This is a genomic window from Pectobacterium versatile (assembly GCF_020166435.1).
In the GTDB taxonomy this organism is placed as follows: domain Bacteria; phylum Pseudomonadota; class Gammaproteobacteria; order Enterobacterales; family Enterobacteriaceae; genus Pectobacterium; species Pectobacterium versatile.
This window is the reverse complement of sequence record NZ_JAINZP010000003.1, coordinates 56089-78671: the sequence shown is the minus strand read 5'-3', so window position 1 is coordinate 78671 and position 22583 is coordinate 56089. Positions and strand designations below refer to the sequence as shown.

Here is a 22583-nt window from a genome sequence, read left to right as displayed (position 1 = left end):
GTGATTTTATCGCTGGCAACCAGACCTATTCACCCACGCTCACTCCAGTTCATGGCGTGCGGCTTCTGCCAAAAAATGGCTGCGATCGCGATAAGTACCCGGCTGCTCTCGCACGCGATTATCAATACGCTGTATCAACGTATCGGGAAGTGAAATGTTCAATCGCTGCGGTTTTCCCTCAAAAGCCGATAAATCCACATCCAGCACGAACCAACTATCGTAGTCCGCAAAATCTGGTATTGCCGCATAGATGAGATGTCCAGCATCATTAAGTCGTTTAATATCCAGATTTCCGCGGCTCACCGCTTCATCAATAATGGTTAAAATCGCTTCCCGCGCCATGCGTGCAATCTCTTGTTGGCTGTCAGCTGCAGAGAAGCAGCCATAATCATCAGTACACAACGCCGGAACGATCAGCCCATATGCCGTAGCATCATCTTTTGGCGTTTCAACACCGACTGAAAAAAACATATTGCCTCCGAAAAGGCGGGGATCAGATCCCCGCCATTTTTTTGATGGATTTGACAGTTCCAAGTGGTAAATCCTTTTTTGGATGCGGCACTGGAAATGTTTTTCCAGTAATGGGTGACCACCATATTTGGTGACTCCCGCCGTTATGCCGTTTGCACTCACAACCTGCCGCTGCCAGCTCCTTTATCAGGTCAGTTGATGTCATGTATCCTCCTAACCTGACTTTCATTATACACACCAATACACACCCATCAATCTTTACGCATAGGGAGAATTGAGTAACCAAACACGTGGGCTTCCGTGCCCTTAGGATTGGTATACCTTGTATTGTTCCGCATCTAGCGTTTAGCATAGTTATTCCACATCAGGAGACGGAACCAATGGGGCAACTGCTGCGTAGAATCGCGACTTTTCTTGGCTTTATCTCACCGCTGGCTTACGCCTACCCAGCGATAGACGTTCAGCTTACCAATGAACGACAACTGCATCTGGTCGGCAGCATTCATATGGGTAGCAAGGATATGGCACCGCTGCCCGATACGCTGTTGCAACAGCTCCGGCAGGCGACCGCACTTATCGTCGAAGCCGATATATCCGATTCACATTCCCCTTTCGGGCACAGTGACGCCGAGCCACCGCTCGTACAGCGCCTCAGCCCGGAAAACTACCGCCAACTGCAAAAAATCTGCGAGTCGCTCTCTTTCGATGAGAGTAATATCAGTACGCTTCCGGCCTGGCAGGCCGCGCTGATGCTGCAAGCCAGACAGGCGCAGTTGCTGGGCTTACGCCCCGACTACGGTATCGATTATCAGTTAATTAACGCCGCGAAATCTCACGGTATTCAGGTTATCGAGCTGGAAGGACAGCAGACGCAGGTTGATTTGTTACAACAACTACCGCAGGGCGGCCTGCTGTTGCTGGAGGATACGATTAAACACTGGCGCACCAACGCACATTTGCTACAAACGATGGTGGGATGGTGGCTAGACAGCAGACCCGGCAAATATACGCCGGATATCCCCGCGACGTTCAGCAATGAAATGACCGACCTGTTGATGGGCCAGCGTAACCGCCGCTGGCAACAGCAGCTTCAGGAATTGCCACCCGGAAATTACGTTGTGGCCGTAGGCGCACTGCATCTGTATGGCGATGAGAATTTACCCACGCTGCTAAAAAACGGTCATACCGCAACCCCATGAAAGAACACATTATGACGCGTAGCCGCGTCCGCAAGATAAGGCCCGCTACAGGGTTAAGGATAGTGAAATCATGACACCCGCAGTCAATCTGCTCGAAAAAAACAAGGTCGCCTTTACGCTACACAGCTACCACCACGACAGCGATGAAACCAACTTTGGCGAAGAAGCGGCCAGAAAGCTGGGACTGAATAAAGAACAGGTTTATAAAACGCTGCTCGTTTCTCTGAATGGTGATGCGAAAAATCTCGCCGTGGCCGTTACGCCAGTCGCTGGCATGCTGGATCTCAAGAAAGTCGCCCGTGCGCTGTCAGCTAAAAAAGCGGATATGGCCGATCCGGTCATCGCTCAGCGTGTCACAGGTTATCTGGTAGGAGGAATCAGCCCACTTGGGCAGAAGAAACTGTTGCCAACCGTGATTGATGAACCGGCACGCCAGTTCGGTACCATTTTCATTTCCGGCGGTAAACGTGGGTTGGATATTGAACTATCGGCAGACGATCTGGCGCGACTGCTGCGCGCCACCTTTGCCGATATCGCCAAGCATGATTAATACTCGCGATTAAATGAGCATAACCTGCCTGACGATGTAGCATCAAAACGAAGCAGATAGCAGAGGACTCCACGGCCAGTGTGTCCCCTGCTACCGCTTCATATACTCGTCATACTTCAAGTTTCATGTGCGTTGGCTGCACTCAGTCACCCGAATCACTTACTTGAGTAAGCTCATCGGGATTCCTTCCCTTGCCGCGTCACGATGCTCCTTGATGAGCATCGCCCTAAAGGGCTAACGCTTCGCGTTATTCAAAACGAACTCGTTTTGTCCCGAAACTCGAATTATTTAGGGTATAATCGATTACTGATCGACTTTTGCCCCTTTATCCAACTGCATCACTGGGCCTTCTTTCACATTCAGCGTCAGGCCTTTGGTCTGCAACTCCGCATTTCTTACGCGAATGCCTTTATCCGCATCAATGCGTACATTATCAAAGTGGAAACCACTGAGTGGGGCTTCCGGTACGCCGATAATGTAAGCCGCTGCTTTGGTCTTACCGGTCGACTCCAGATTCTCGATCGTCACATTGCTGAAATGCGGCGTCTTGTATTGATCAAACGGCTGCTCTGGATCGGTATCCGGCGGATAAATTTGCTCACCCATCGTGAAGCCGCCTTCGGCCAGCATCTTGTCTACTTCAGCCTGCACAATCGGCGCGGCTTTGTAGTAAGCGGCAAAGACCAGCGGGATTTCAACATCCACCATTTTGGTATTACGGTAAGTGATGTTTTTCACTTCGCCGCCTTTACCACGCAGGGTTTTAATGCGGATACCGTACATGGAACCTTCGAACTGGTTATTTTCAACCAGCACGTTATTCACGCCGCCAGAGGTTTCGCTGCCGATAGAAATGCCGCGCCCCTGCTTCAGGATATTGTTGGCGATATAGATGTTATCCACGACGCCATTCGGGAATCGGCTATCCGGCTTCTCGGCTTTTATCGCGATGTGGTCATCATTACAGTCGATATAGTTGTTGGTAATACGGATATTCTGGCTGTCGATCGGGTCGATAGCATCGGTATTTGGCGCATGCCACGGCGACAGAATCCGAGTACCGTTCACATCCACATCATGCGAGTAACGCATCACAATGTGGAAACTCGGAGAGTGAGTGAGCGTGACGCCATCCACCAGCACGTTACTAGAGCTTTTGATATAAATCAGACGTGGACGATCGGTGCCACCTTTCTTGCCGGTTGCACGAATATTCTCACGCCAGCGCTCCCACCAGACAGCGCCTTGCCCATCAATCGTGCCCTGCCCAGTGATAGCCACATTCTGTGCATCGGCAATACTGATAAAGGGAAGCCAGCCATTTTCCGCTTCAGCGTACTTGGTTTTTTCCGTCGCGCGATAGGCTGCTTCTTCGGTCGACGCGACGATGGTCGCATCTTTTGCCAGATCCAGCCTGATGTTACTTTTCAGGAACAGCGGATCAACCAGATAGTTACCGCGAGGAACGTGTACTGTTCCGCCGCCAGCCGCAGCACAATCATCAATCGCTTTCTGGAAAGCCTGGGTATTCAGTGCGATTTGTAGGCGGTGGCCTTCGGCCCCGTATTGCGTGACGTCACAGATTTTATCTGGGAATTTCACGGAACTGGCCGCTTGTGCCGAACCAGCCTGAATACCCAATGTGATGCAGGAAGCCATTAATGACAGAGCAAGACCACTACGCATACTTAACCCCACTAAATAATGAAATATCGTTTTAATAAAATAACACCAAGATTCCATTAAAAAGCGAGGGGCGATCACATTTTAGATGTATTTGTAATAATTACAATAAGGTAGGAGTTTTTTCGTGCAATTGCCTTATTCCGGTCCTGTTGGTTCACACATTACGGATACCCTACGAGACAACCTGTCGCATAACGATTATCCTTAAGAAATTTAGATAAGATTTTCTTTTCCGAAAGTGATAATGACACGGTCAGGAGCTAGGAAGTATGCAGGCTGCTCGTTTAGCTTTGTTTCTTTCATCTTTGGCTTTAGTGAATCATTAGTGAAATTTGGAACATTAGCATTTAATGCTATGTTCATTCCTGTTTTTTGATTAATCACTGATGTCATAGATTTTTTTATTGAGAGTTCATTTAAAAAATTCTCATATTTATAAATTTTACTTTTTATCAAAATTTCTTTTTTTAAATTTGAATTAGTATTTATAAGTTCACAACATAAAAATTCATTTTTTACAGAAATAATTTTCTCTGCAAATGATTGATATTTACTATTTTCCATCGCTAATTCGAAGGCCGCACTACTGCTACGAAAGATATTTGCCCGCAGATAGTTTACTATTTTCATAAAAAAATTAGCTTCCTTTTACATAGTTGCTTTTTTTATCGTTTGATTCGCACGCTACTGCCAAGATTGTCTACAAGCTCAGCCGATGAGACTGGGCGTAAGTCTACCGCATTATTACGATGGTGCCCCTTCTTAAATACATCGGCTGATTGCTGCACTTTACCAATATTTTGGCTAAATACGGATACTTGCCGACTCGTGCCACCGTTATTTATTGATGTGTCGTTTATAGCATATGGTTTTGAACTACTTCCAGCACCGTTGATATTCATATCATATATCCTTAAACAAAATTTTTACTTTATCCATTCTAAATAAAAACGAGATGAAAACTATAAAAAAACGATTAATAATCATGTTAAATTAATAGTTTAATGATGCCGAGAAGGGAAATAATCATTACTGAATAATAGTAGTTCTCATCTCATTTATATTCAACACTGGCTTCTTCTGCAGCTGGTAGTTGGTTGAACTGCCGATGGCAGATGCGGGCTACCATAGCGGTTAATTAATACCTGATAAAGTGCAGGATAAAAAAGAAGCAGAATTGAAGAGAGCGGATTTAGGCTGGCCTGAATAGCCAGCCCAGACCAGAAAAATAGCGTTATGCCGCCAGGCGAGCGAAAGCGTCACGGATTTCCTGTTCAGGTAAATCCACACCTATAAACACCAGCACGCTCTTTCTTTCTTCATCAGCGTGCCATTCTCTGTCCCAGTCGGCGCTATACAAGCGCTGAACGCCCTGAAACAGCAGGCGGCGGTCATCACTGTTGATGGCCAAAATACCTTTATAACGCAGCAGATTATCGGAGAATTGCAGCAGCAGGTTTTCCATCACATCGGAAACAGACTGAAGCTCAACCGCCTTATCGAGATACACAACGATTGATTGCACGTTATTCTGCGCGGGGGCAACAAAGCGAAATACTGGCGTTTTCACGTCCAGCTTGTCGCTGAGGACAAAACCGTCGATGTTAAACAGCACGCTCAGATCGATATCGCCATGGACTACAGGGTAGATCGGTGCACGCGCATTGATGCGATGCAAACGCGGTAGCAGCATCTCGTCTTCGCTTGCCACGTCGGTTTTGGTCAGCAGTATGCGGTCGGCATAGCCAATCTGCGACTGCGCAATGGTGAACTGATCGAGCTGCTGCTGCGCATGTACTGCATCCACCAGCGTGATAATCCCATCCAAAAAAAAGCGTTCACAGATAATTTCATGCGAAAAGAAAGTCTGCGCCACCGGCCCCGGATCGGCCATACCAGTGCATTCAATGATGACGTGATCAAAATCCAACGTGCCATTATCCACGCCATCAATCAGATCGAGCAGCGCATCGGCCAGTTCATTGGACTGCGTACAGCAGATGCAGCCGTTGCTCAGCGTCGTAATCTGGCTGGCCCGTTCACCGATCAACGTATTATCAATCGGGACTTCGCCAAATTCGTTTTCAATCACGGCAATCTTGTAGCCGTGCTCAGCATTCAGGATATGCCGTAATAAGGTGGTTTTCCCTGCACCAAGAAAACCGGTCAGAATGGTGACATAAAGTGGTTGAGTCATAACAGATCCCAAGTCGTTAACAGCAACGCATCCCGCCTTTGCCGTCTCCGCCGTAACGCGCCTGCTGGCGTTCGCGAAAGAATTCTTCGTACGTCATCGCAGGTTTATCTGGGTGATTAGTCTGCATATGCTGCACATAGGTATCATAATCTGGCATACCGACCAGCATACGCGCCGCCTGGCCCAAATATTTTCCTGCTTTTCCCAGATTGCCAAACATCATTACCTCCAGACCATCGCCTGCAATAGCGGCTAGATAAAAAATACCCTGTATAACGTTATACATTATACAGGGTATCTGTACCCGTCATCTTTCACGTTCAGCCTTGCTAGCTGTCTCGCAAAATCTGACGGGCGCGAGTCACTTAGTGGCCGGAAGAGACTTTCACGCCACCTTCAGGAACCGGGACATACGGGGTTTCCTGATCGGTACGTTCAGCCACTTTACGTGCAGCCAGTGCCGCTTTAATACCGTACGCAATAATACTGTACACTACGATCAGGAACAGAATGCTCAGACCGGCGTTGGTATAGTTGTTAGTCACGATATGGTTCATGTTCGCAATCTGCTGCGCGCTTAGATCGGCACCGCCTTCCGCAATTTTGCCCTTGAACATATTCGCCATGTAGAAGAAGCCTTCCAACTGAGGATTGTCGCTGAACAGTTTCAGACCCAGCGCCCAGGTAGTACAGATCAGCAGCCAAATCGCCGGAACCAGCGTGACCCAGATGTACTGCGTACGTTTCATCTTAATCAGGATAACCGTACCCAGAATCAGCGCCACGGCAGCCAGCATCTGGTTAGAGATACCGAACAACGGCCACAGGCTCTTCACGCCGCCCAATGGATCAACCACGCCTTGATACAGTAGGTAGCCCCACAGACCAACGCAGCCAGCCGTACCGATCATACCAGCAATCAGAGAGTCGGTTTTCTTCAGGAACGGAACGAAGTTACCCAACAGATCCTGCAGCATGAAGCGGCCCGCACGCGTACCCGCATCCAATGCCGTCAGAATGAACAGTGCTTCAAACAGAATACCGAAGTGGTACCAGAAGCCCATGTTGGCACCAGGAATGATCTGGTGGAACACGTGTGCGATACCGACAGCCAGCGTTGGTGCACCACCTGCACGGTTCAGAACGGAAGGTTCACCGATATCTTTCGCCGTTTGCAGAATCTGCTCAGGAGAAATCACGAAGCCCCAAGAGCTAACCGTCGCCGCCGCATGGGCAGATACGTCCTGCAGCTGTGCCAGAATCATCGGCGCATCTGCTGTGCCCAGACGATGCAGATCAGGCATCGTAATACCCAGCGCCGCTGGCGGAGTATTCATTGCGAAGTACAGACCAGGTTCGATGATAGACGCCGCAACCAGCGCCATGATCGCCACGAAAGATTCCATCAGCATGGCACCGTAACCGATGAAACGCGCATCGTTTTCGTTAGCCATCAATTTCGGCGTAGTACCGGAAGCAATCAGCGCGTGGAAGCCAGACACCGCGCCACAGGCAATCGTAATAAACAGGAACGGGAACAGCGTACCTTTCCAAACCGGACCGGTGCCATCCACAAACTGCGTTACCGCTGGCATTTTCAGATCAGGATTCAGAATCACGATACCAATCGCCAGACCGACGATGACACCAATTTTCAGGAAGGTCGCCAGATAGTCACGCGGCGCCAGAATCAACCATACTGGCAGCAGTGCGGACACGAAGGCATAACCAATCAGCGTATAGGTGATGGTGGTATCTTTGAAGGTCAGCGCTGGGCCCCAGTACGGGTCATGCGCCACTACGCCACCAAACCAGATTGCCAGCACCAGCAATACGATCCCGATCACCGAGATTTCACCGACTTTACCCGGACGGATAAAGCGCATGTAGACGCCCATGAACAGCGCGATCGGCACAGTAGAACACACGGTAAAGACGCCCCACGGACTTTCTGCCAGCGCTTTCACCACGATCAGCGCCAGTACGGCAAGAATGATGATCATGATAAGGAAGCAGCCGAACAGTGCAATCGTACCCGGGACTGGGCCTAATTCTTTCTTAACGATTTCGCCTAACGACGCACCGTTACGACGGGTCGAAATAAACAGGACCATGAAGTCCTGTACGGCACCCGCCAACACCACGCCGCCCAGCAGCCATAAGGTGCCCGGCAAGTAGCCGACCTGTGCGGCCAGCACCGGTCCAACCAGCGGACCCGCACCTGCAATAGCAGCAAAGTGGTGCCCGAACAGGACATTACGGTTCGTTGGCACATAGTTAAGACCGTCGTTATTCACAACGGCGGGGGTTGCTCTAGTCGGATCTAACTGCATGACTTTTTGTGCGATATACAGGCTGTAGTATCGATAAGCCACGAGGTAAACGGCGACAGAAGCAACAATAATCCATAATGCACTAATATGCTCACCGCGACGTAGTGCGACTACGCCGAGGCAAGCAGCCCCGATGATTCCAAGAATCATCCAAGGGATGTGTTTAAGAATGGCGTTGCTCTTCATAAGACATCCTTCAATTAAAAATCACAATCGTTTGATTTTGTTAGCTGTAGAAAAATAAACCCTGGTAATGCGTCGTGCGATAACACGGGTTATCGCGTATTTCAGATAAAGGAAAATAGTGGCGGCACATTACGCCATCGCGTACGCGCGTGGGCGGGTATTTGGGTAGGCGGCAGAATAGCGAGCTAAGCGGTTAGAATGACGCATTGAGTGGCTGGGGATAAATTGGGCGGTATAAAACGAAAAGGCCGCGGCGTTCGCGGCCAGTAGAGTGTTAATGTGATGAGCGATTACGGAACCTGGTATGCCAGTTTGTAATTACCCGCCGTCGCGGTGCGGAATGTCACACTGTCCGTGCGCCAGCGGATTTCCACTTCCGCGGGTGACTGCACTTTCCAACTGGAAGCATCGTTGACGTTCAGCACCAGTCGATCAATCGTCGCAACGTCTGTCTCTGGATTGGTGATATCAAGCGCAAACGCAAACGCAAGTGAGTCCGGCACGCCGTTATTGGATGAAAACAGCTGCGTCCACTGTGCCGCCGTAATACCGTCAAGCTCGGCTGGCGTCATACCGTCCGCAATCAGTGCTTCTGCGCCTGCGGTATCGGCTGACAGCGCCCCCACATCAACCCACGTCCCGTTCCGCAAGACATGCCAGTTAACTAGATCCCGCGTCACAGCGATACGCACCTTGCCTTTGCCCGTCTGCGTGGCGGTTAGCGTTGCGGCATTGACTGTTGCCCACGAACCCGCAGAGGCAGATAATAGGGATTTATTGATAATAATTTGTGAATTCGGGAGATACGTCAATTTAATATTGCGCTGATTCTCTGCGTGTACTGAGAACGGAGAAATAGCGGAAAAATCAGAGCCATTAATGGTTCCAGATGATGAAAACCCACGACTAAAATCAGCCGTTGCAATATTCTCCAGCAATCCATTATTAACCGTATACCATGCATTATCACTGCCATTAATCAGCAGGCGGCCATGAGGGAATAATTTAATGTTTTGTATAACAACATAGTTAGTATTTGGGTTTGATTCAGTGATAATAATTCGGTATGACGCATACGCTACTGATGAAGATATCCTGTACTCTCTGATAATCCCAGCGTTACTATTCGTATCATTATTAACAGAATGAAGGGATTCCCATGTAATCCCATCATGACTGCCCTCAAATCGCCATGATCGTGGACTACTGATAACAGATGATAATCGATTCTGGATTGAATAACCGCCGATAGCTTCTGGGTTCGGTAGATCTACCCGCAGCCACTGAGGTTCTTCAGCTGTTGGCCCAACTTCAGAATTCCAAAAACCAGGATTGGTCGACGAAAACGCCATCCACCCAGAATATGCTGGAGTGTATACCGATGATGAAGAAATCGTATATCCGCTCGGAGATACATTTGATTCCATTTCAGGGATAATAGATGTTGTTTCAGTATCATCGATTGATAACGATTTAGCATCAGGTTTTATATCTGCAAAATATTCTCCACCTGATTCAACCAATTCGACAACTCCGCCCATGTACGGCTGTACTTGCCCATCAAAAACAACCGCACTCGTTGCGTTATAACCTGGCTCACTCGACGCATTAAAGTCATCAACAACGTAGGCCTGATTTGCCGTCCCCTCTTCTTCTTTCAGCGCATACGCCGCGAGATTAAATGTATTTTGTGGGCGAATGCTGAACGCGTGGTTTTGCCCTGCCGTTTCACTCAGCCGTTCGGCAACAATATAACCCGAACCACCGACAGAACCACCACCTGCTGCACTGATAATGGTTTTCTCATTCTCTGGATTATAGCTCAACGTCACACCCGATCCGGCTTCCAGCGAGGAATGAATGAGCTGCTTTGTTTTTTGCGTGTAGTCGGTGATTTCCGCTGTGGTGTGCGTGTGATCCGCGGCGGCAACGCCCATCTGCACTGGCGTCGGTGAAAAATCACCGCTGCCCAGCAGCGACTGGCCAAAGAGCGTGCGGATAGTGGAACCAGAAATTAATTCAGCCTGCTTGGCATTCCAGACTGCTTTTTCATCTGGCGAGGCAAATTTTCTGGTGGCGGTTTCGGTAATCTGATCGGCAGTATAGTCGCCAACTTGTGCAGTTACGACACCGGTACGTCCAAAGACGGAAACAACGCCAGAAACATCAGGTTCTTGATCTCCGCCATTGTCTGAATGGCAGCACGTATGGGGATCAACCTGGATAGGAGGATAAACGGTACATGTTGATTTTCCCGTACTATCACAGACATTAATTTCAATATTTACGCTTTTCATTATGTTGATAACTCCGTTAATAAAGGGCATGGGGAGTATCACTTAGTTTCAAGAGAGATTATTTTAAAGCACGTTACTAATCTGTTGCCACCTTTTATATAAAATACAGAAGCAAAAATGGCCGCAAATACGCGGCCATTGGAATATGTCATCGGGTGAATAATTACGGAACCTGATACGCCAGTTTGTAATTGCCTGCCGTCACGGTGCGGAATGTCACACAGTCCGTGCGCCAGCGGATTTCCACTTCCGCGGGTGACTGCACTTTCCAGTTGGAAGCATCGTTGACGTTCAGCACCAGTCGGTCAATCGTCGCGACGTCTGTCACCGGATCGGTAATATCAAGCGCAAATGCAAACGCGAGTGAATCCGGTACGCCGTTATTGGATGAAAACAGCTGCGTCCACTGTGCCGCCGTAATACCGCCAAGCTCGGCTGGCGTCATACCGTCCGCAATCAGTGCTTCTGCGCCTGCGGTATCGGCTGACAGCGCCCCCACATCAACCCACGCCCCGTTCTGCAACACATGCCAATTTACTAAGTCTCGCGTGACGGCGACACGTACTTTGCCGTTGCCCGTCTGCGTTGCTGTTAGCGTGGCGGCATTGATTTGTGGCCATAACGCCGCGCTCGATAGGGCTTTCTGTATTGCAATTTGAGGATGCGGTGTATATAGCACTTTTGCATCAATATTTTTTGATGCAAAAATCGTTACTGGCTGTATTCCTGACAATGATAATTCAGGTATTACGCCAGATGACAAAAAACCAGTCTCATAAAAATCTACCGCCACAGATGGTGCTGGGACCGATGTTAATATCCCATTGTTCGCTGAATACCACTTACCATCACTGCCGTTAATCAGCAGTCGCTCGCTGCGGAATATTTCAAGTTCCCCAATTTGGACATGCGGGCCAGCATTTTGCTCGGTTATTAAAATACGGAATGATGAATACGGCGTGTTATTGGTGAACGTATATTCTCGAACCGCCCCCCTCGCATCACGAGTATCATTAGATACCGTATGTAACGTATTCCACGTTGTACCATCATTACTCCCCTGAAACATCCACGATTTCGGGCTGAGTGGTCCAGGATTCAGGTTTTCGTTTGTTATTCTGTATGTATCAATCAATACAGGAGCCGCCATAGTAATACGCAACCAATGTGGGTTAGCGACTGTTGGTACGGTTTTGGATGCCCAGTATCGATTTAACGTTCCGTTGAATGCTGTCCACGCCGCGTATTGCGATGAATACTCGGACGATGCGTCAACCGTGTAGCCAACTGAACTATTATTTGCTGTCATCGCAGGAATCAGCGTTTTATTAACAGCATCAATTTCAATGCTTTCACCGTCTGATTTGATTGGTGACGAATAAAAATTACCGGATTGCGCCAAGTTATATAGCTTTCCGACATAGGGACGTAATGTGTTATCAAACACAGTAGCATGAGTTACGTTGTAGTTCTCTTCGCTAGACACGCCGAAACCGTCAACAACATAAGTCTGATTCGCTGCGCCAGCGACTTCTTTCAGCGCATACGCCGCGAGATTAAATTTACTTTGTGGGCTGATGCTGAACGCATGATTTTGCCCTGCCGTTGCACCCTTACGCTCGGCAACAATATAGCCAGAGCCGCCGTTGCCGGAACCACCGCCCGCTGCGCTGATTACCGTTTTCTCATTCACCGGGTTATAAATCAGCGTCACACCCGTCCCCGCTTCCAGCGAAGAATGGATGAGCTGCTTCGTTTTCTGTGTATAGTCCGTAATCTCTGATGTGGTATGCGTGTGCCCCACAGCCGCAGCGCCCATTTGTGCCGGCGTAGGTGAAATATCACCACTACCCAGCAGAGATTCCCCAAAGAGCGTGCGAATAGTGGCTCCTGAGAGTAATGTATCCTGCTTTGCATTCCAGATCGCTTTTTCATCCAGCGTGGCAAAGGTTCTGGTAGCCGTTTCGGTAATCTGATCGGCCGTATAGTCACCGGCTTGAGCGGTCACGACACCCGTACGCCCGAATACAGAGGAAACCCCGGACACACCAGATTGCGGTTCGCACTGATTATCCGTATCCGCATGACAGCAGGTGTGAGGATTGATCTGAATTGGGGGATTAACAGCACATGTTGATTTTCCCGTGCTGCCGCAGACGTTGATTTCAATATTTACGTTTTTCATAGACCGACTACTCCGTTAGTGAGGGTGCATCAGGAGTATCGTGTATTTAGCAGATCGGTTATTTTAAAGCGCTTTACTAAACATAAAATTATTTAATCAATTAAATCATAAAATTACATTCATTCCATTGGAGCTATTGAGGGTTTAAATGTGTCCCCCCCTTAACAGTCTACATCCTAAGAAACAGCGGTTTTCGCCACCAGCAAAGAGACAAAAACCGCCATGATTATTAGTTATTTATAAACAATTTCACCCTTCGGCGCGTAGGATTCTGCATCCAACGGAGAGTGCTTCTCGATGTATTGTTTCAACACTTCAGCATCAACAAAACCCGTGTTCACATAGCCCGGTAGGTTATCAAGACGCGGGTAACCATCCCCGCCCATCGCATTAAAGTTCAGCGTTGCCATGCGATAAACTTTATCTTCCTGCAACGGCTCACCTTTGATTTTCACGTTCTGCACACCCTGCCCGTCTGCCGTCAAGCTGACGTTAAGGAATTGCGCATAGGCACCAGAATCCACCTTTTTATTGGCGGCTACGGCCAGATACTTCTCGACATCGCTGCCTTTCATATCCACATAGACCAACGTGTTGGCAAACGGTTGAACCTTCAGTACATCTTTATAGGTGATATCACCTGATTCAATTGAATCGCGTACACCGCCACCGCTCATGATGGCAAAATCAGCTCCTGCACGCTCAAGCTGTGCCGACAACAGTACGTGTGCCAAATTGGTCTGACGGAAACGCACCTGATTGCGATCGCCTTCCAGTTTGCCCTTCACGCTACCGATCTTGATGCCCAACTGCGCCTGCCCTTTTTCCTGGAACGGCGTCAGCATTTTCATGACGTCAGGATCCTGCGTGATTTCATGCGTATAGAAAACACGCTCAGTCTTACCGTCTTTCTCCACCTTTTTCTTCAGGTTGATCGGAATCAACTGATAATGCTCAAGCTTTAACTCACCATTGCGGAATGTGAAATCGGCACGACCAACATATTTACCCCACTCATGCGCCTGAACAATCCAGGTGCCGTTCTGGCGATCGGGTGCACAAGGCGTGCCCGGCACATAATCCACTTGCTTTTTATTTTCCTGCGCCATACAGACTGGATCCTGCGAATGGCCGCCAACAATCATGTCCAGATATCCATCAGGCAGGCTACGCGCCATTTCCACATCACCCGGCACATTAGAGCCATGATTACCGTCGTCATAGTGCCCCATATGCGTCGCGGCAATAATCACATCCGGCTTTTCGCTCTTACGCAATTGCTCAACAACCAGCTTCGCTTCCGTCGAAGGGTTACGGAATTCGATATCAGTAAAATACTCAGAATTGCCTAATTTGGCCGTATCATCCGTTGTCAGGCCGATAACTGCGATTTTCACACCGTGCTTGTCGAACAAGGCATAAGGCTTGAACAAACGTTTATCGGTGCTTTTTTGATAGATATTGGCCGATAACAGCGGGAATTTTGCCCATTTTTCCTGCTGACGCAGGACAGACAGCGGGTTATCGAATTCATGGTTGCCGAGCGCCATCGCATCATAGCCAACCATGTTCATACCACGGAAATCTGGCTCTGCATCCTGCAAATCGGACTCAGGCACACCAGTATTAATATCACCACCGGAAAGCAGCAGTACGCTACCACCACTACTCGCCACTTCCTGACGAATTTGATCGACCAGCGTTTTTTGCGCCGCCAGCCCATATTCGCCGTGATCGTTATGCCAGAAGTGGCCGTGATGATCATTCGTATGCAAAATAGTGATGGCGTATGTTTTGTCTTTTTCCCAAGCCATTGACATAACAGGTGTTAGCGCCAGCGATACCGCCATCGCACATCCCAGAGCTTTTATTGAAAAACGCATGATAAATCCCCGTTTATTTTAAAGACCCAGTGGAACCACTGAGAAACTCACCGCACAAACTCTAATTTATCGCACAACTTAGCACAGCAAGATGAACAATGCGCGAGGCGCATTCACGCTGTCTGCCAGCAACGTGCGGTAGCCGACAAAATCGGATTAGGTAGAACAGCGATGGTGATACCTGGCACTGCCGTCGTGCTGTCACGAACTCTTGCTAATATGGATACTTCATCGGAATAACCCAACGACACACCGTTTATCCCCTATTTTTTGGGGTTTTACGTCAGTGGATAAAACCATTCCGCTGAATACACGGGAAAGCCGTGGGGCATTACAGCCCATAACATCATGCTATCAGAATAATTACGCATGTTTATCAATGCTTATCGCGAGAAACCATCCCTAAATCTGTGTTAGACTACCTTTAACTGGAGAAACTGATATTTTTCATAAAATACCACTTTTATCCAAGCAACATTTCGCTATATGCAATAGAATTTATTTATACCCAGAGTAATTGGCGTTGCAGCCAAACAGCAAACGAACGAATCCCAATACGCTTTTCGGTACATAATAAAAGTCATAAGGGTACGTAAGCACTGCTAACCACGCTGTAACTTCAAAGCAAGAAGGGTAAATCCGCTCAATTACGTTTCACCTATGGCACAAGGAGTTGGGATGCATGCTGCAACACCGCTAATTTCTACTATCGCTGGGGGGTTGGTTCTTGCCTTCCTCCTTGGTATTCTGGCACACCGCCTGCGTATCTCTCCCCTTGTTGGTTACCTTGCCGCAGGCGTACTTGTCGGTCCTTTTACACCTGGCTTCGTTGCCGATGCTTCACTGGCATCAGAACTCGCGGAACTTGGCGTAATCCTGCTGATGTTTGGCGTTGGTCTGCACTTCTCACTAAAAGATCTCATGGCGGTAAAGTCCATCGCCATTCCCGGTGCGATAGCCCAGATTGCCGTGGCAACGCTACTTGGAATGGGGTTATCCACCATGCTGGGTTGGAGCCTGGCGAGCGGCCTGGTTTTCGGCCTTTGCCTCTCAACCGCCAGTACTGTAGTTCTGCTACGCGCGTTGGAAGAACGACAGCTTATTGATAGTCAACGTGGTCAAATCGCCATCGGCTGGCTGATTGTGGAAGATCTGGCGATGGTCCTTACGCTGGTTCTGCTACCGGCCTTCGGCGACATGATCGGCGCTGAGCATGCCGACACCAGCAAACTGCTAACCGATTTGGCCTGGACCATCGGTAAAGTGATTGCATTTATTACCCTGATGATTGTCGTAGGTCGTCGTCTGGTGCCGTGGGTATTGGCAAAAAGCGCCAGTACTGGCTCACGTGAGCTTTTCACACTGGCAGTGTTAGCAATGGCGCTGGGCATCGCCTTTGGCGCGGTGAAACTGTTTGATGTCTCCTTTGCTCTGGGCGCATTCTTCGCTGGTGTGGTATTGAACGAATCTGAACTCAGCCAGCGTGCGGCGCACGACACGCTGCCGCTGCGCGATGCCTTCGCCGTACTGTTCTTCGTTTCCGTCGGTATGCTGTTTGATCCGATGATCCTGCTGAACGACCCGATTTCCGTGCTGATCACGCTGGCGATTATCGTGTTCGGTAAGTCGGCCGCCGCTTTCGTGCTGGTCCGGCTCTTTGGTCACTCGAAGCGGACAGCATTAACGATTTCCGCCAGTCTGGCGCAAATCGGTGAATTTGCTTTTATTTTGGCCGGACTCGGTATTGTGCTGGGGCTGCTGTCCGAAGAAGGACGGAATCTGGTACTGGCCGGTGCCATACTCTCCATCATGATAAACCCGTTGCTGTTTACCCTGCTTGAACGCTATCTGGCGAAGAACGAAACAATAGAAGAACAGATTGTGGAAGAAGCGATTGAGGAAGAGAAACAGATTCCTGTCGATATGTGCAACCATGCGCTGCTAGTCGGCTATGGTCGTGTTGGTAGCCTGATTGGTGCCAAACTGCATCAGGCCGGAATTCCCATCGTTGTCATTGAGAATTCACGTACACGTGTTGATGCACTGCGTGAACAGGGAATTAAAGCTGTATTAGGTAACGCCACCAAGCCTGAAATCATGGATATTGCGCGTCTGGACTGCGCCCGTTGGCTATTGCTGACCATTCCGAACGGCTATGAGGCGGGGGAAATCGTCGCTGCAGCTCGTGAGAAGCGTGCCGATCTGGAGATTATCGCCCGCGCGCACTATGACGATGAAGTCAGCTACATTATGGAGCACGGTGCCAACGAAGTAGTAATGGGGGAGCGGGAAATCGCCAACAGCATGATCACTATGTTGAAGCTGGATGACATTCCACCCGCGCCTCAGGCATGCCCTATTTAAATGCCTACACGTTAGAGACAAAAATGGCGGGTCTATTTGGCCCGCCATTTTTTTACGTTGTGCAATATACCGTCAAACATCACCAGACAAAAACGGTCTTGTCCCTACTCTGCTTTGCTCACTAACTGTTCCAGCAGATCGATGTGTAGCGGATCGTCATTGAGCGCAGGAATATAGTGGAATGCCTCTCCGCCTGCGTGCAGGAAAATCTCACGGTTCTGTTCCTGAATCTCTTCCAACGTTTCCAGACAATCAGCGGAAAAACCGGGGCACATAATCTGAATGTGCTTGATTCCCTGCGCGGGTAGCCCCTGCATGGTTTCATCCGTATATGGCGTCAGCCAGGGTTCACGGCCAAAACGCGACTGGAAGGTCATCATTATTTTGCCTTCCGGCAGCCCCAGCGCAGCAATCAGCGCCTCGGTGGTCGCCCGACAGCGTTGTGGATAGTCATCCCCTTCATTGGCATACCGCTCGGGAATGCCGTGATAGGAGATCACTAATCTGTCGGGTTCACCGTGTTCAGCAAAAGACTGCTCGACACGGTGCTTCAACGCCGCAATATACGCAGGATGTTCGGCGTAATCACGGATAAAGCGAATCGCAGGCAACTGACGATTATCCCGCAGTTGCGCCGCTAACCCATCCCACACAGCGGCTGTTGTTGAGCAGGAATACTGCGGATACATCGGCAAGACCACCAGTTGCGTTACGCCTTGCGCCAGTAGCTTATCCAGCGCCGAACGCAGACTGGGCGAACCATAGCTCATCCCCAGTTCAACAGGCGTTTCCGGCATGCGAGCAGCCAGTGCCTGCTGCTGTCGACGGCTAATCACCAACAGCGGCGATCCCTCTTCCATCCAGACCGATTGATAGAGCTTCGCCACTCGCGGTGAACGGGTTGGCAGGATGATACCGCGCAGCAGCGGCCACCATAGCAGGCGCGGCGTATCCACCACGCGTCGGTCGCTGAGAAACTCCGCCAGATAACGCCTCACCGCCTGCGGCGTCGGGGCATCGGGTGTCCCTAAGTTCACCATCAGCACGCCGTATTTCTCTTGTTTCATCGCCGTCTTCCTTTTATGGAGAAGCAGGCTTTCTCTCAGCCCGCCAGTGCGTAACATCAAATGTCTATTGTAGCGAAAAAAAGCTAAACAAATACGGGTAGATAGCAGGGATAACGCCGATGCTATCAATAGAGGAAACAAAGCAAATGAGGATCTCAGAACGAAAAAATGCCAGACGATCGTCTGGCATTCAGATAGCGGAGTATGATTCGCTTAGAAAAATTAACCCAGAATGGTTTCCAACTCTGCGCGAACTTCTTCCACTTTACGCGTACCTTCCACTTTGAAATAGCGCGTATTACCCGCGTCAGCTTCTTTCTGATAGTAAGAAACCAGTGGTGCAGTCTGCTGATGGTACTCAACCAGACGCTTACGCACGGTATCTTCCTGATCGTCCTTACGAATAGTCAGCTCTTCGCCCGTCACGTCGTCTTTACCTTCAACTTTAGGCGGATTGAATTTTACATGATAGACACGACCGGACGCCGCATGAACGCGACGGCCAATGATACGATCGATGATCAGTTCGTCAGGAACTGCAAATTCGATAACGTAATCCACATTGATGCCTGCATCTTTCATCGCATCAGCTTGTGGAATGGTGCGTGGGAAGCCATCCAGCAGAAAACCGTTACGGCAATCCTCCTGGGCGATGCGTTCTTTAACCAGAGCAATGACCAGTTCATCAGTGACCAGCTTACCTGCGTCCATGATTTCTTTAGCCTGCTTGCCCAATTCAGTACCCGCTTTTACTGCTGCACGCAGCATGTCACCCGTGGAAATCTGCGGAATACCGTATTTTTCCATGATGAATTGAGCCTGAGTACCTTTGCCTGCGCCCGGAGCGCCCAGCAGAATAATACGCATCGCGTAAATCCCCTTGCTATGTAATATTTATAAAATAAATTTGAAAATCGCTAAACCATACCATTCCAGACGCTTATGCTCAAGGAACGGGCTCGCTTCAGCAACGCAGAGGCAGATGAAAAAAAGCCAGATACCTAAAAATACGGTTTGCCGTCTGCCCAATGTTGCCATTCAGTGTAGACGAAGAAAAACTCAATAACGGAAGTAAGCGTAAAAGTCAGGGGAAAGACCCCAGTTGTCACCGGGGTCTGGAGGATATCACTATCAGGCACTTAACAGCTGATTCATACGGCGGATGAACAGGTTCGGATCGTCCAGCGTACCGCGTTCGGCCAGCAGAGCCTGATCCAGCAGCAGTTCAACCCACTCGCCAAATTCAGCCTCATCAGAAACGTCAGCCGCACGTTTAATTAGCGCGTGCTCTGGGTTCAGTTCAAAAATGTACTTCACTTCTGGTGCCTGTTGGCCCGCTGCGGCGAACAGTTTCGCCATCTGCGTGCTCATCTCGTCAGCATCCGTTACGACAATCGCAGGCGTATCGGTCAAACGGTAGGTGAAACGCACATCTTTAACACGCTCGCCCAGCAGGGTTTTCACACGATCAATAAATGGCTCCAGCGCTTTCTGTGCTTCTTTCTGCGCATCGTTTTCTTCATCAGCCAGTTTATCCAGCGTGTCATCTGCTTTGCTAACAGACTGGAAGGATTTACCGTCGAACTCAGTCAGGTAGCTCATCATCCATTCGTCAATACGCTCGGACAACAGCAATACCTCGATGCCTTTCTTACGGAACAGTTCCAGATGCGGGCTGCTTTTCGCCGCCGCATAGCTATCCGCAGTGATGTAGTAGATCTTGTCCTGACTTTCCACCATCCGGCTAACGTAATCTTCCAGCGATACCGTCTGTGCGGAGCTGTCGGATTGCGTAGTGGCAAAGCGCAGCAGTTTCGCGATCGCTTCGCGATTGCTGCCATCTTCAGCCGGGCCTTCTTTCAGCACCAGACCGAACTGTTGCCAGAACGTTTGGTATTTCTCCGCGTCATCTTTCGCCAGTTTATCCAGCATTTGCAGCACGCGTTTAGTCAGCGCATTACGCAGGTTCTGCGTCACACGGCTGTCCTGCAAAATCTCACGGGAAACGTTCAGCGGCAGATCGTTGGAATCAATCAGGCCACGAACAAAACGCAGGTAGTTCGGCATGAACTGCTCGGCATCATCCATAATAAAGACGCGCTGAACGTACAGTTTCAAACCGTGTTTATGATCGCGGTTCCACATATCCCACGGTGCACGGGCAGGGATATAAAGCAGACTAGTGTATTCCTGCTTCCCTTCCACACGATTGTGGCTCCAGCTCAGTGGATCGGTAAAGTCATGGGAGATGTGTTTATAAAACTCGTTATATTCCTCATCGCTGACTTCAGATTTACTGCGCGTCCACAGAGCCTGTGCTTTGTTAACTTTTTCCCAGCTAACGGTGGACTCACCGCCTTCTTCTTCGCTTTCTGTCTGGGATTGAATTTCTACCGGCAGCGCGATGTGGTCGGAATATTTGCTGATGACGGAACGCACACGCCAATCATCCAGGAATTCGTCTTCACCTTCACGCAGGTGCAAGGTGATTTCCGTACCACGATCGTCTTTGGTGATGTCAGCGATGGTGTAATCACCTTCACCAGCAGATTCCCAGTACACGCCCTGATCGGCACTCGCTCCCGCGGCACGGGTACGCACGGTCACTTTATCCGCCACGATGAAGGCAGAGTAGAAGCCCACACCGAACTGGCCAATCAGTTGGCTATCTTTAACCTGATCGGAACCCATAGATTCCAGAAAGGCCTTGGTGCCGGATTTCGCAATCGTACCGAGATTATCAATGACTTCGTCACGGCTCATGCCGATACCGTTGTCAGAAATCGTCAGGGTGCGTTTTTCTTTATCCGTAGACACACGCACGCGCAGATCGCCATCACCCGCATACAGCTCTGGTGTGGACAGCGCACGGAAACGCAGCTTGTCTGCCGCATCGGAGGCGTTGGAGATCAATTCACGCAGAAAAATTTCTTTGTTGGAATAAAGCGAATGGATCATCAAATGCAGGAGTTGCTTAACTTCGGACTGGAACCCGCGAGTTTCTTGGCCTTTCATGCTCATTGTTGCTTACCTCAATCCTAATATTATTCAGGCTGATTAAACTGACGATAAGTAGCAAGTGGGGATAAACCAAGGTGATTTCAAGGGGTAAATTCAGCGAAAAAAGAAAACAGTGAGATGAAAGAGGAACACAAGACTGCGGCTGCCAGATAATGATACTGGCAGCCGACAGATTAAAACCGGAAAGGCTGACGACCCGCAAGTGAATGGGAAAGCGTAGTGCCATCGACCATTTCCAGCTCACCGCCAACGGGAACACCGTGTGCAATGCGGCTTGCCATCACACCGTGTTGTGCGCACAGTTCAGCGATATAATTCGCGGTGGCATCACCTTCCACAGTCGGGTTGGTAGCCAGAATCACTTCGCTCATCGATTCCACTTGCAGGCGTTCTTCCAACCGCCCTAAACCGATATCGTCTGGGCCAATGCCATCCAACGGTGACAAATGCCCCATCAGAACGAAGTAACGACCAGCAAACTGCCCCGTCTGTTCAATGGCATGAATATCCGCGGGGCTTTCTACCACACAAATCTGCCCGTTTTGCTGGCGGCGCGGATTTGAGCAAATCGCACAAACGTCCTGCTCGGTAAATGTCCGGCAATCGCTACAGTGACCGATTTCGGACATCGCCCGCGTCAACGCCTGCGCCAGACGCATACCGCCACTGCGGTTACGTTGCAGTAGCTGAAACGCCATGCGCTGCGCCGACTTGGGCCCAACGCCCGGCAGGCAGCGCAGCGCTTCCATCAATGATTCAAGAAGCGGACTGGTCTGCATCAGAACGGCATCTTGAAGCCCGGCGGCAGTTGCATACCGCTGGAAACCGACGCCATTTTCTCTTTCTGCGTTTCAGCAATACGACGAGCGGCATCATTGAACGCCGCAGCGATCAGGTCTTCCAGCATCTCTTTGTCGTCTTCCATCAAGCTTGGATCGATCTCAATACGGCGGCAATTATGCGCACCGTTGATCGTGATTTTCACCAGACCTGCACCCGATTCGCCCGTGACTTCCAGATTCGCCACTTCTTCCTGCATCTGCTGCATTTTTTCCTGCATCTGCTGGGCTTGCTTCATCAGGTTGCCAATTCCACCTTTACCAAACATAGTTTTCTCTCTATCACGTCGGGCTGCGTACACGCA

The 22583-nt window shown here is 49.6% G+C and carries 19 protein-coding genes; 3 read left to right on the top strand and 16 right to left on the bottom strand.

Annotation, left to right across the window (positions count from 1 at the left end):
• Positions 1-39 precede the first annotated feature (39 nt).
• Positions 40-471: a type II toxin-antitoxin system HicB family antitoxin gene (locus K7X24_RS05225; RefSeq protein WP_103970630.1), complete on the bottom strand. Its 432-nt coding sequence runs from the start codon at positions 469-471 to the stop codon at positions 40-42.
• Between the two features lie 22 nt (positions 472-493).
• Positions 494-676: a type II toxin-antitoxin system HicA family toxin gene (locus K7X24_RS05220; protein ID WP_103941744.1), complete on the bottom strand. Its 183-nt coding sequence runs from the start codon at positions 674-676 to the stop codon at positions 494-496.
• A gap of 175 nt (positions 677-851) precedes the next feature.
• On the opposite strand from K7X24_RS05220, the gene K7X24_RS05215 reads away from it, so the two are divergent.
• Complete coding sequence (locus K7X24_RS05215) at positions 852-1670, top strand: TraB/GumN family protein (protein WP_103941746.1); 819 nt, start codon at positions 852-854, stop codon at positions 1668-1670.
• Positions 1671-1740: 70 nt separating this feature from the next.
• A complete protein-coding gene (ybaK, locus tag K7X24_RS05210) occupies positions 1741-2220 on the top strand; it encodes a Cys-tRNA(Pro)/Cys-tRNA(Cys) deacylase YbaK (RefSeq protein WP_005976136.1) in 480 nt (159 codons plus the stop codon).
• A 303-nt stretch (positions 2221-2523) separates the two neighbouring features.
• On the opposite strand, the gene K7X24_RS05205 is transcribed toward ybaK, so the two are convergent.
• The 9 genes from K7X24_RS05205 to ushA form a co-directional block, all read right to left on the bottom strand.
• Positions 2524-3906 carry a glycoside hydrolase family 28 protein gene (locus tag K7X24_RS05205; RefSeq protein WP_224553449.1) on the bottom strand — a complete coding sequence of 461 codons (1383 nt, stop codon included), beginning with the start codon at positions 3904-3906 and terminating at the stop codon, positions 2524-2526.
• A gap of 213 nt (positions 3907-4119) precedes the next feature.
• Complete coding sequence (locus K7X24_RS05200; RefSeq protein WP_224553447.1) at positions 4120-4536, bottom strand: hypothetical protein; 417 nt, start codon at positions 4534-4536, stop codon at positions 4120-4122.
• Between the two features lie 35 nt (positions 4537-4571).
• Positions 4572-4808 (bottom strand): hypothetical protein, encoded by a 237-nt coding sequence (locus K7X24_RS05195; RefSeq protein WP_224553446.1) that lies wholly within the window; start codon positions 4806-4808, stop codon positions 4572-4574.
• A gap of 332 nt (positions 4809-5140) precedes the next feature.
• A complete protein-coding gene (gene yjiA, locus K7X24_RS05190; protein WP_224553444.1) occupies positions 5141-6103 on the bottom strand; it encodes a GTPase in 963 nt (320 codons plus the stop codon).
• A 16-nt stretch (positions 6104-6119) separates the two neighbouring features.
• Positions 6120-6323, bottom strand: coding sequence for a YbdD/YjiX family protein (locus K7X24_RS05185; protein ID WP_005976130.1), 204 nt, complete (start codon positions 6321-6323; stop codon positions 6120-6122).
• A gap of 145 nt (positions 6324-6468) precedes the next feature.
• Entirely contained in the window at positions 6469-8622 is a 2154-nt protein-coding gene (locus K7X24_RS05180) for a carbon starvation CstA family protein (RefSeq protein WP_224553442.1), read from the bottom strand.
• A 290-nt stretch (positions 8623-8912) separates the two neighbouring features.
• Entirely contained in the window at positions 8913-10919 is a 2007-nt protein-coding gene (locus K7X24_RS05175) for a discoidin domain-containing protein (protein WP_224553440.1), read from the bottom strand.
• A gap of 163 nt (positions 10920-11082) precedes the next feature.
• Positions 11083-13104 (bottom strand): discoidin domain-containing protein, encoded by a 2022-nt coding sequence (locus K7X24_RS05170; protein WP_224553438.1) that lies wholly within the window; start codon positions 13102-13104, stop codon positions 11083-11085.
• A gap of 233 nt (positions 13105-13337) precedes the next feature.
• On the bottom strand, positions 13338-14987 hold the full coding sequence (gene ushA / locus K7X24_RS05165) for a bifunctional UDP-sugar hydrolase/5'-nucleotidase UshA (protein WP_224553436.1): 1650 nt from the start codon (positions 14985-14987) through the stop codon (positions 13338-13340).
• Between the two features lie 678 nt (positions 14988-15665).
• Between ushA and ybaL the strand changes: the two genes are divergently transcribed.
• The gene (gene ybaL, locus K7X24_RS05160) at positions 15666-17351 is read left to right on the top strand and encodes a YbaL family putative K(+) efflux transporter (protein WP_224553434.1); all 1686 of its coding nucleotides are present in this window, start codon (positions 15666-15668) and stop codon (positions 17349-17351) included.
• Between the two features lie 104 nt (positions 17352-17455).
• Here ybaL and hemH read toward each other — a convergent pair whose 3' ends face one another.
• The 5 genes from hemH to K7X24_RS05135 form a co-directional block, all read right to left on the bottom strand.
• Positions 17456-18418, bottom strand: a complete 963-nt coding sequence (gene hemH / locus K7X24_RS05155; RefSeq protein WP_107332486.1) for a ferrochelatase — start codon at positions 18416-18418, stop codon at positions 17456-17458.
• A gap of 222 nt (positions 18419-18640) precedes the next feature.
• Positions 18641-19285 carry an adenylate kinase gene (gene adk / locus K7X24_RS05150; RefSeq protein ID WP_130623114.1) on the bottom strand — a complete coding sequence of 215 codons (645 nt, stop codon included), beginning with the start codon at positions 19283-19285 and terminating at the stop codon, positions 18641-18643.
• A 264-nt stretch (positions 19286-19549) separates the two neighbouring features.
• Positions 19550-21433 carry a molecular chaperone HtpG gene (gene htpG, locus K7X24_RS05145; protein ID WP_224553866.1) on the bottom strand — a complete coding sequence of 628 codons (1884 nt, stop codon included), beginning with the start codon at positions 21431-21433 and terminating at the stop codon, positions 19550-19552.
• Between the two features lie 179 nt (positions 21434-21612).
• Positions 21613-22218, bottom strand: a complete 606-nt coding sequence (recR, locus tag K7X24_RS05140; RefSeq protein ID WP_039487881.1) for a recombination mediator RecR — start codon at positions 22216-22218, stop codon at positions 21613-21615.
• Entirely contained in the window at positions 22218-22547 is a 330-nt protein-coding gene (locus K7X24_RS05135) for a YbaB/EbfC family nucleoid-associated protein (protein ID WP_224553432.1), read from the bottom strand. Before K7X24_RS05135 ends, recR begins: the two co-directional genes overlap by 1 nt.
• Positions 22548-22583 lie beyond the last annotated feature (36 nt).

Bases quoted from the DNA above. Each gene is read 5' to 3' on its own strand.
- K7X24_RS05175 (WP_224553440.1), bottom strand. From the start codon at position 10,919: ATGAAAAGCGTAAATATTGAAATTAATGTCTGTGATAGTACGGGAAAA.
- yjiA (WP_224553444.1), bottom strand. From the start codon at position 6,103: ATGACTCAACCACTTTATGTCACCATTCTGACCGGTTTTCTTGGTGCA.
- htpG (WP_224553866.1), bottom strand. From the start codon at position 21,433: ATGAAAGGCCAAGAAACTCGCGGGTTCCAGTCCGAAGTTAAGCAACTC.
- ybaL (WP_224553434.1), top strand. From the start codon at position 15,666: ATGCATGCTGCAACACCGCTAATTTCTACTATCGCTGGGGGGTTGGTT.
- adk (WP_130623114.1), bottom strand. From the start codon at position 19,285: ATGCGTATTATTCTGCTGGGCGCTCCGGGCGCAGGCAAAGGTACTCAG.
- K7X24_RS05180 (WP_224553442.1), bottom strand. From the start codon at position 8,622: ATGAAGAGCAACGCCATTCTTAAACACATCCCTTGGATGATTCTTGGA.
- K7X24_RS05220 (WP_103941744.1), bottom strand. From the start codon at position 676: ATGACATCAACTGACCTGATAAAGGAGCTGGCAGCGGCAGGTTGTGAG.
- K7X24_RS05225 (WP_103970630.1), bottom strand. From the start codon at position 471: ATGTTTTTTTCAGTCGGTGTTGAAACGCCAAAAGATGATGCTACGGCA.
- ybaK (WP_005976136.1), top strand. From the start codon at position 1,741: ATGACACCCGCAGTCAATCTGCTCGAAAAAAACAAGGTCGCCTTTACG.
- K7X24_RS05170 (WP_224553438.1), bottom strand. From the start codon at position 13,104: ATGAAAAACGTAAATATTGAAATCAACGTCTGCGGCAGCACGGGAAAA.
- K7X24_RS05195 (WP_224553446.1), bottom strand. From the start codon at position 4,808: ATGAATATCAACGGTGCTGGAAGTAGTTCAAAACCATATGCTATAAAC.
- recR (WP_039487881.1), bottom strand. From the start codon at position 22,218: ATGCAGACCAGTCCGCTTCTTGAATCATTGATGGAAGCGCTGCGCTGC.
- K7X24_RS05185 (WP_005976130.1), bottom strand. From the start codon at position 6,323: ATGTTTGGCAATCTGGGAAAAGCAGGAAAATATTTGGGCCAGGCGGCG.
- K7X24_RS05200 (WP_224553447.1), bottom strand. From the start codon at position 4,536: ATGAAAATAGTAAACTATCTGCGGGCAAATATCTTTCGTAGCAGTAGT.
- K7X24_RS05135 (WP_224553432.1), bottom strand. From the start codon at position 22,547: ATGTTTGGTAAAGGTGGAATTGGCAACCTGATGAAGCAAGCCCAGCAG.
- K7X24_RS05215 (WP_103941746.1), top strand. From the start codon at position 852: ATGGGGCAACTGCTGCGTAGAATCGCGACTTTTCTTGGCTTTATCTCA.
- ushA (WP_224553436.1), bottom strand. From the start codon at position 14,987: ATGCGTTTTTCAATAAAAGCTCTGGGATGTGCGATGGCGGTATCGCTG.
- hemH (WP_107332486.1), bottom strand. From the start codon at position 18,418: ATGAAACAAGAGAAATACGGCGTGCTGATGGTGAACTTAGGGACACCC.
- K7X24_RS05205 (WP_224553449.1), bottom strand. From the start codon at position 3,906: ATGCGTAGTGGTCTTGCTCTGTCATTAATGGCTTCCTGCATCACATTG.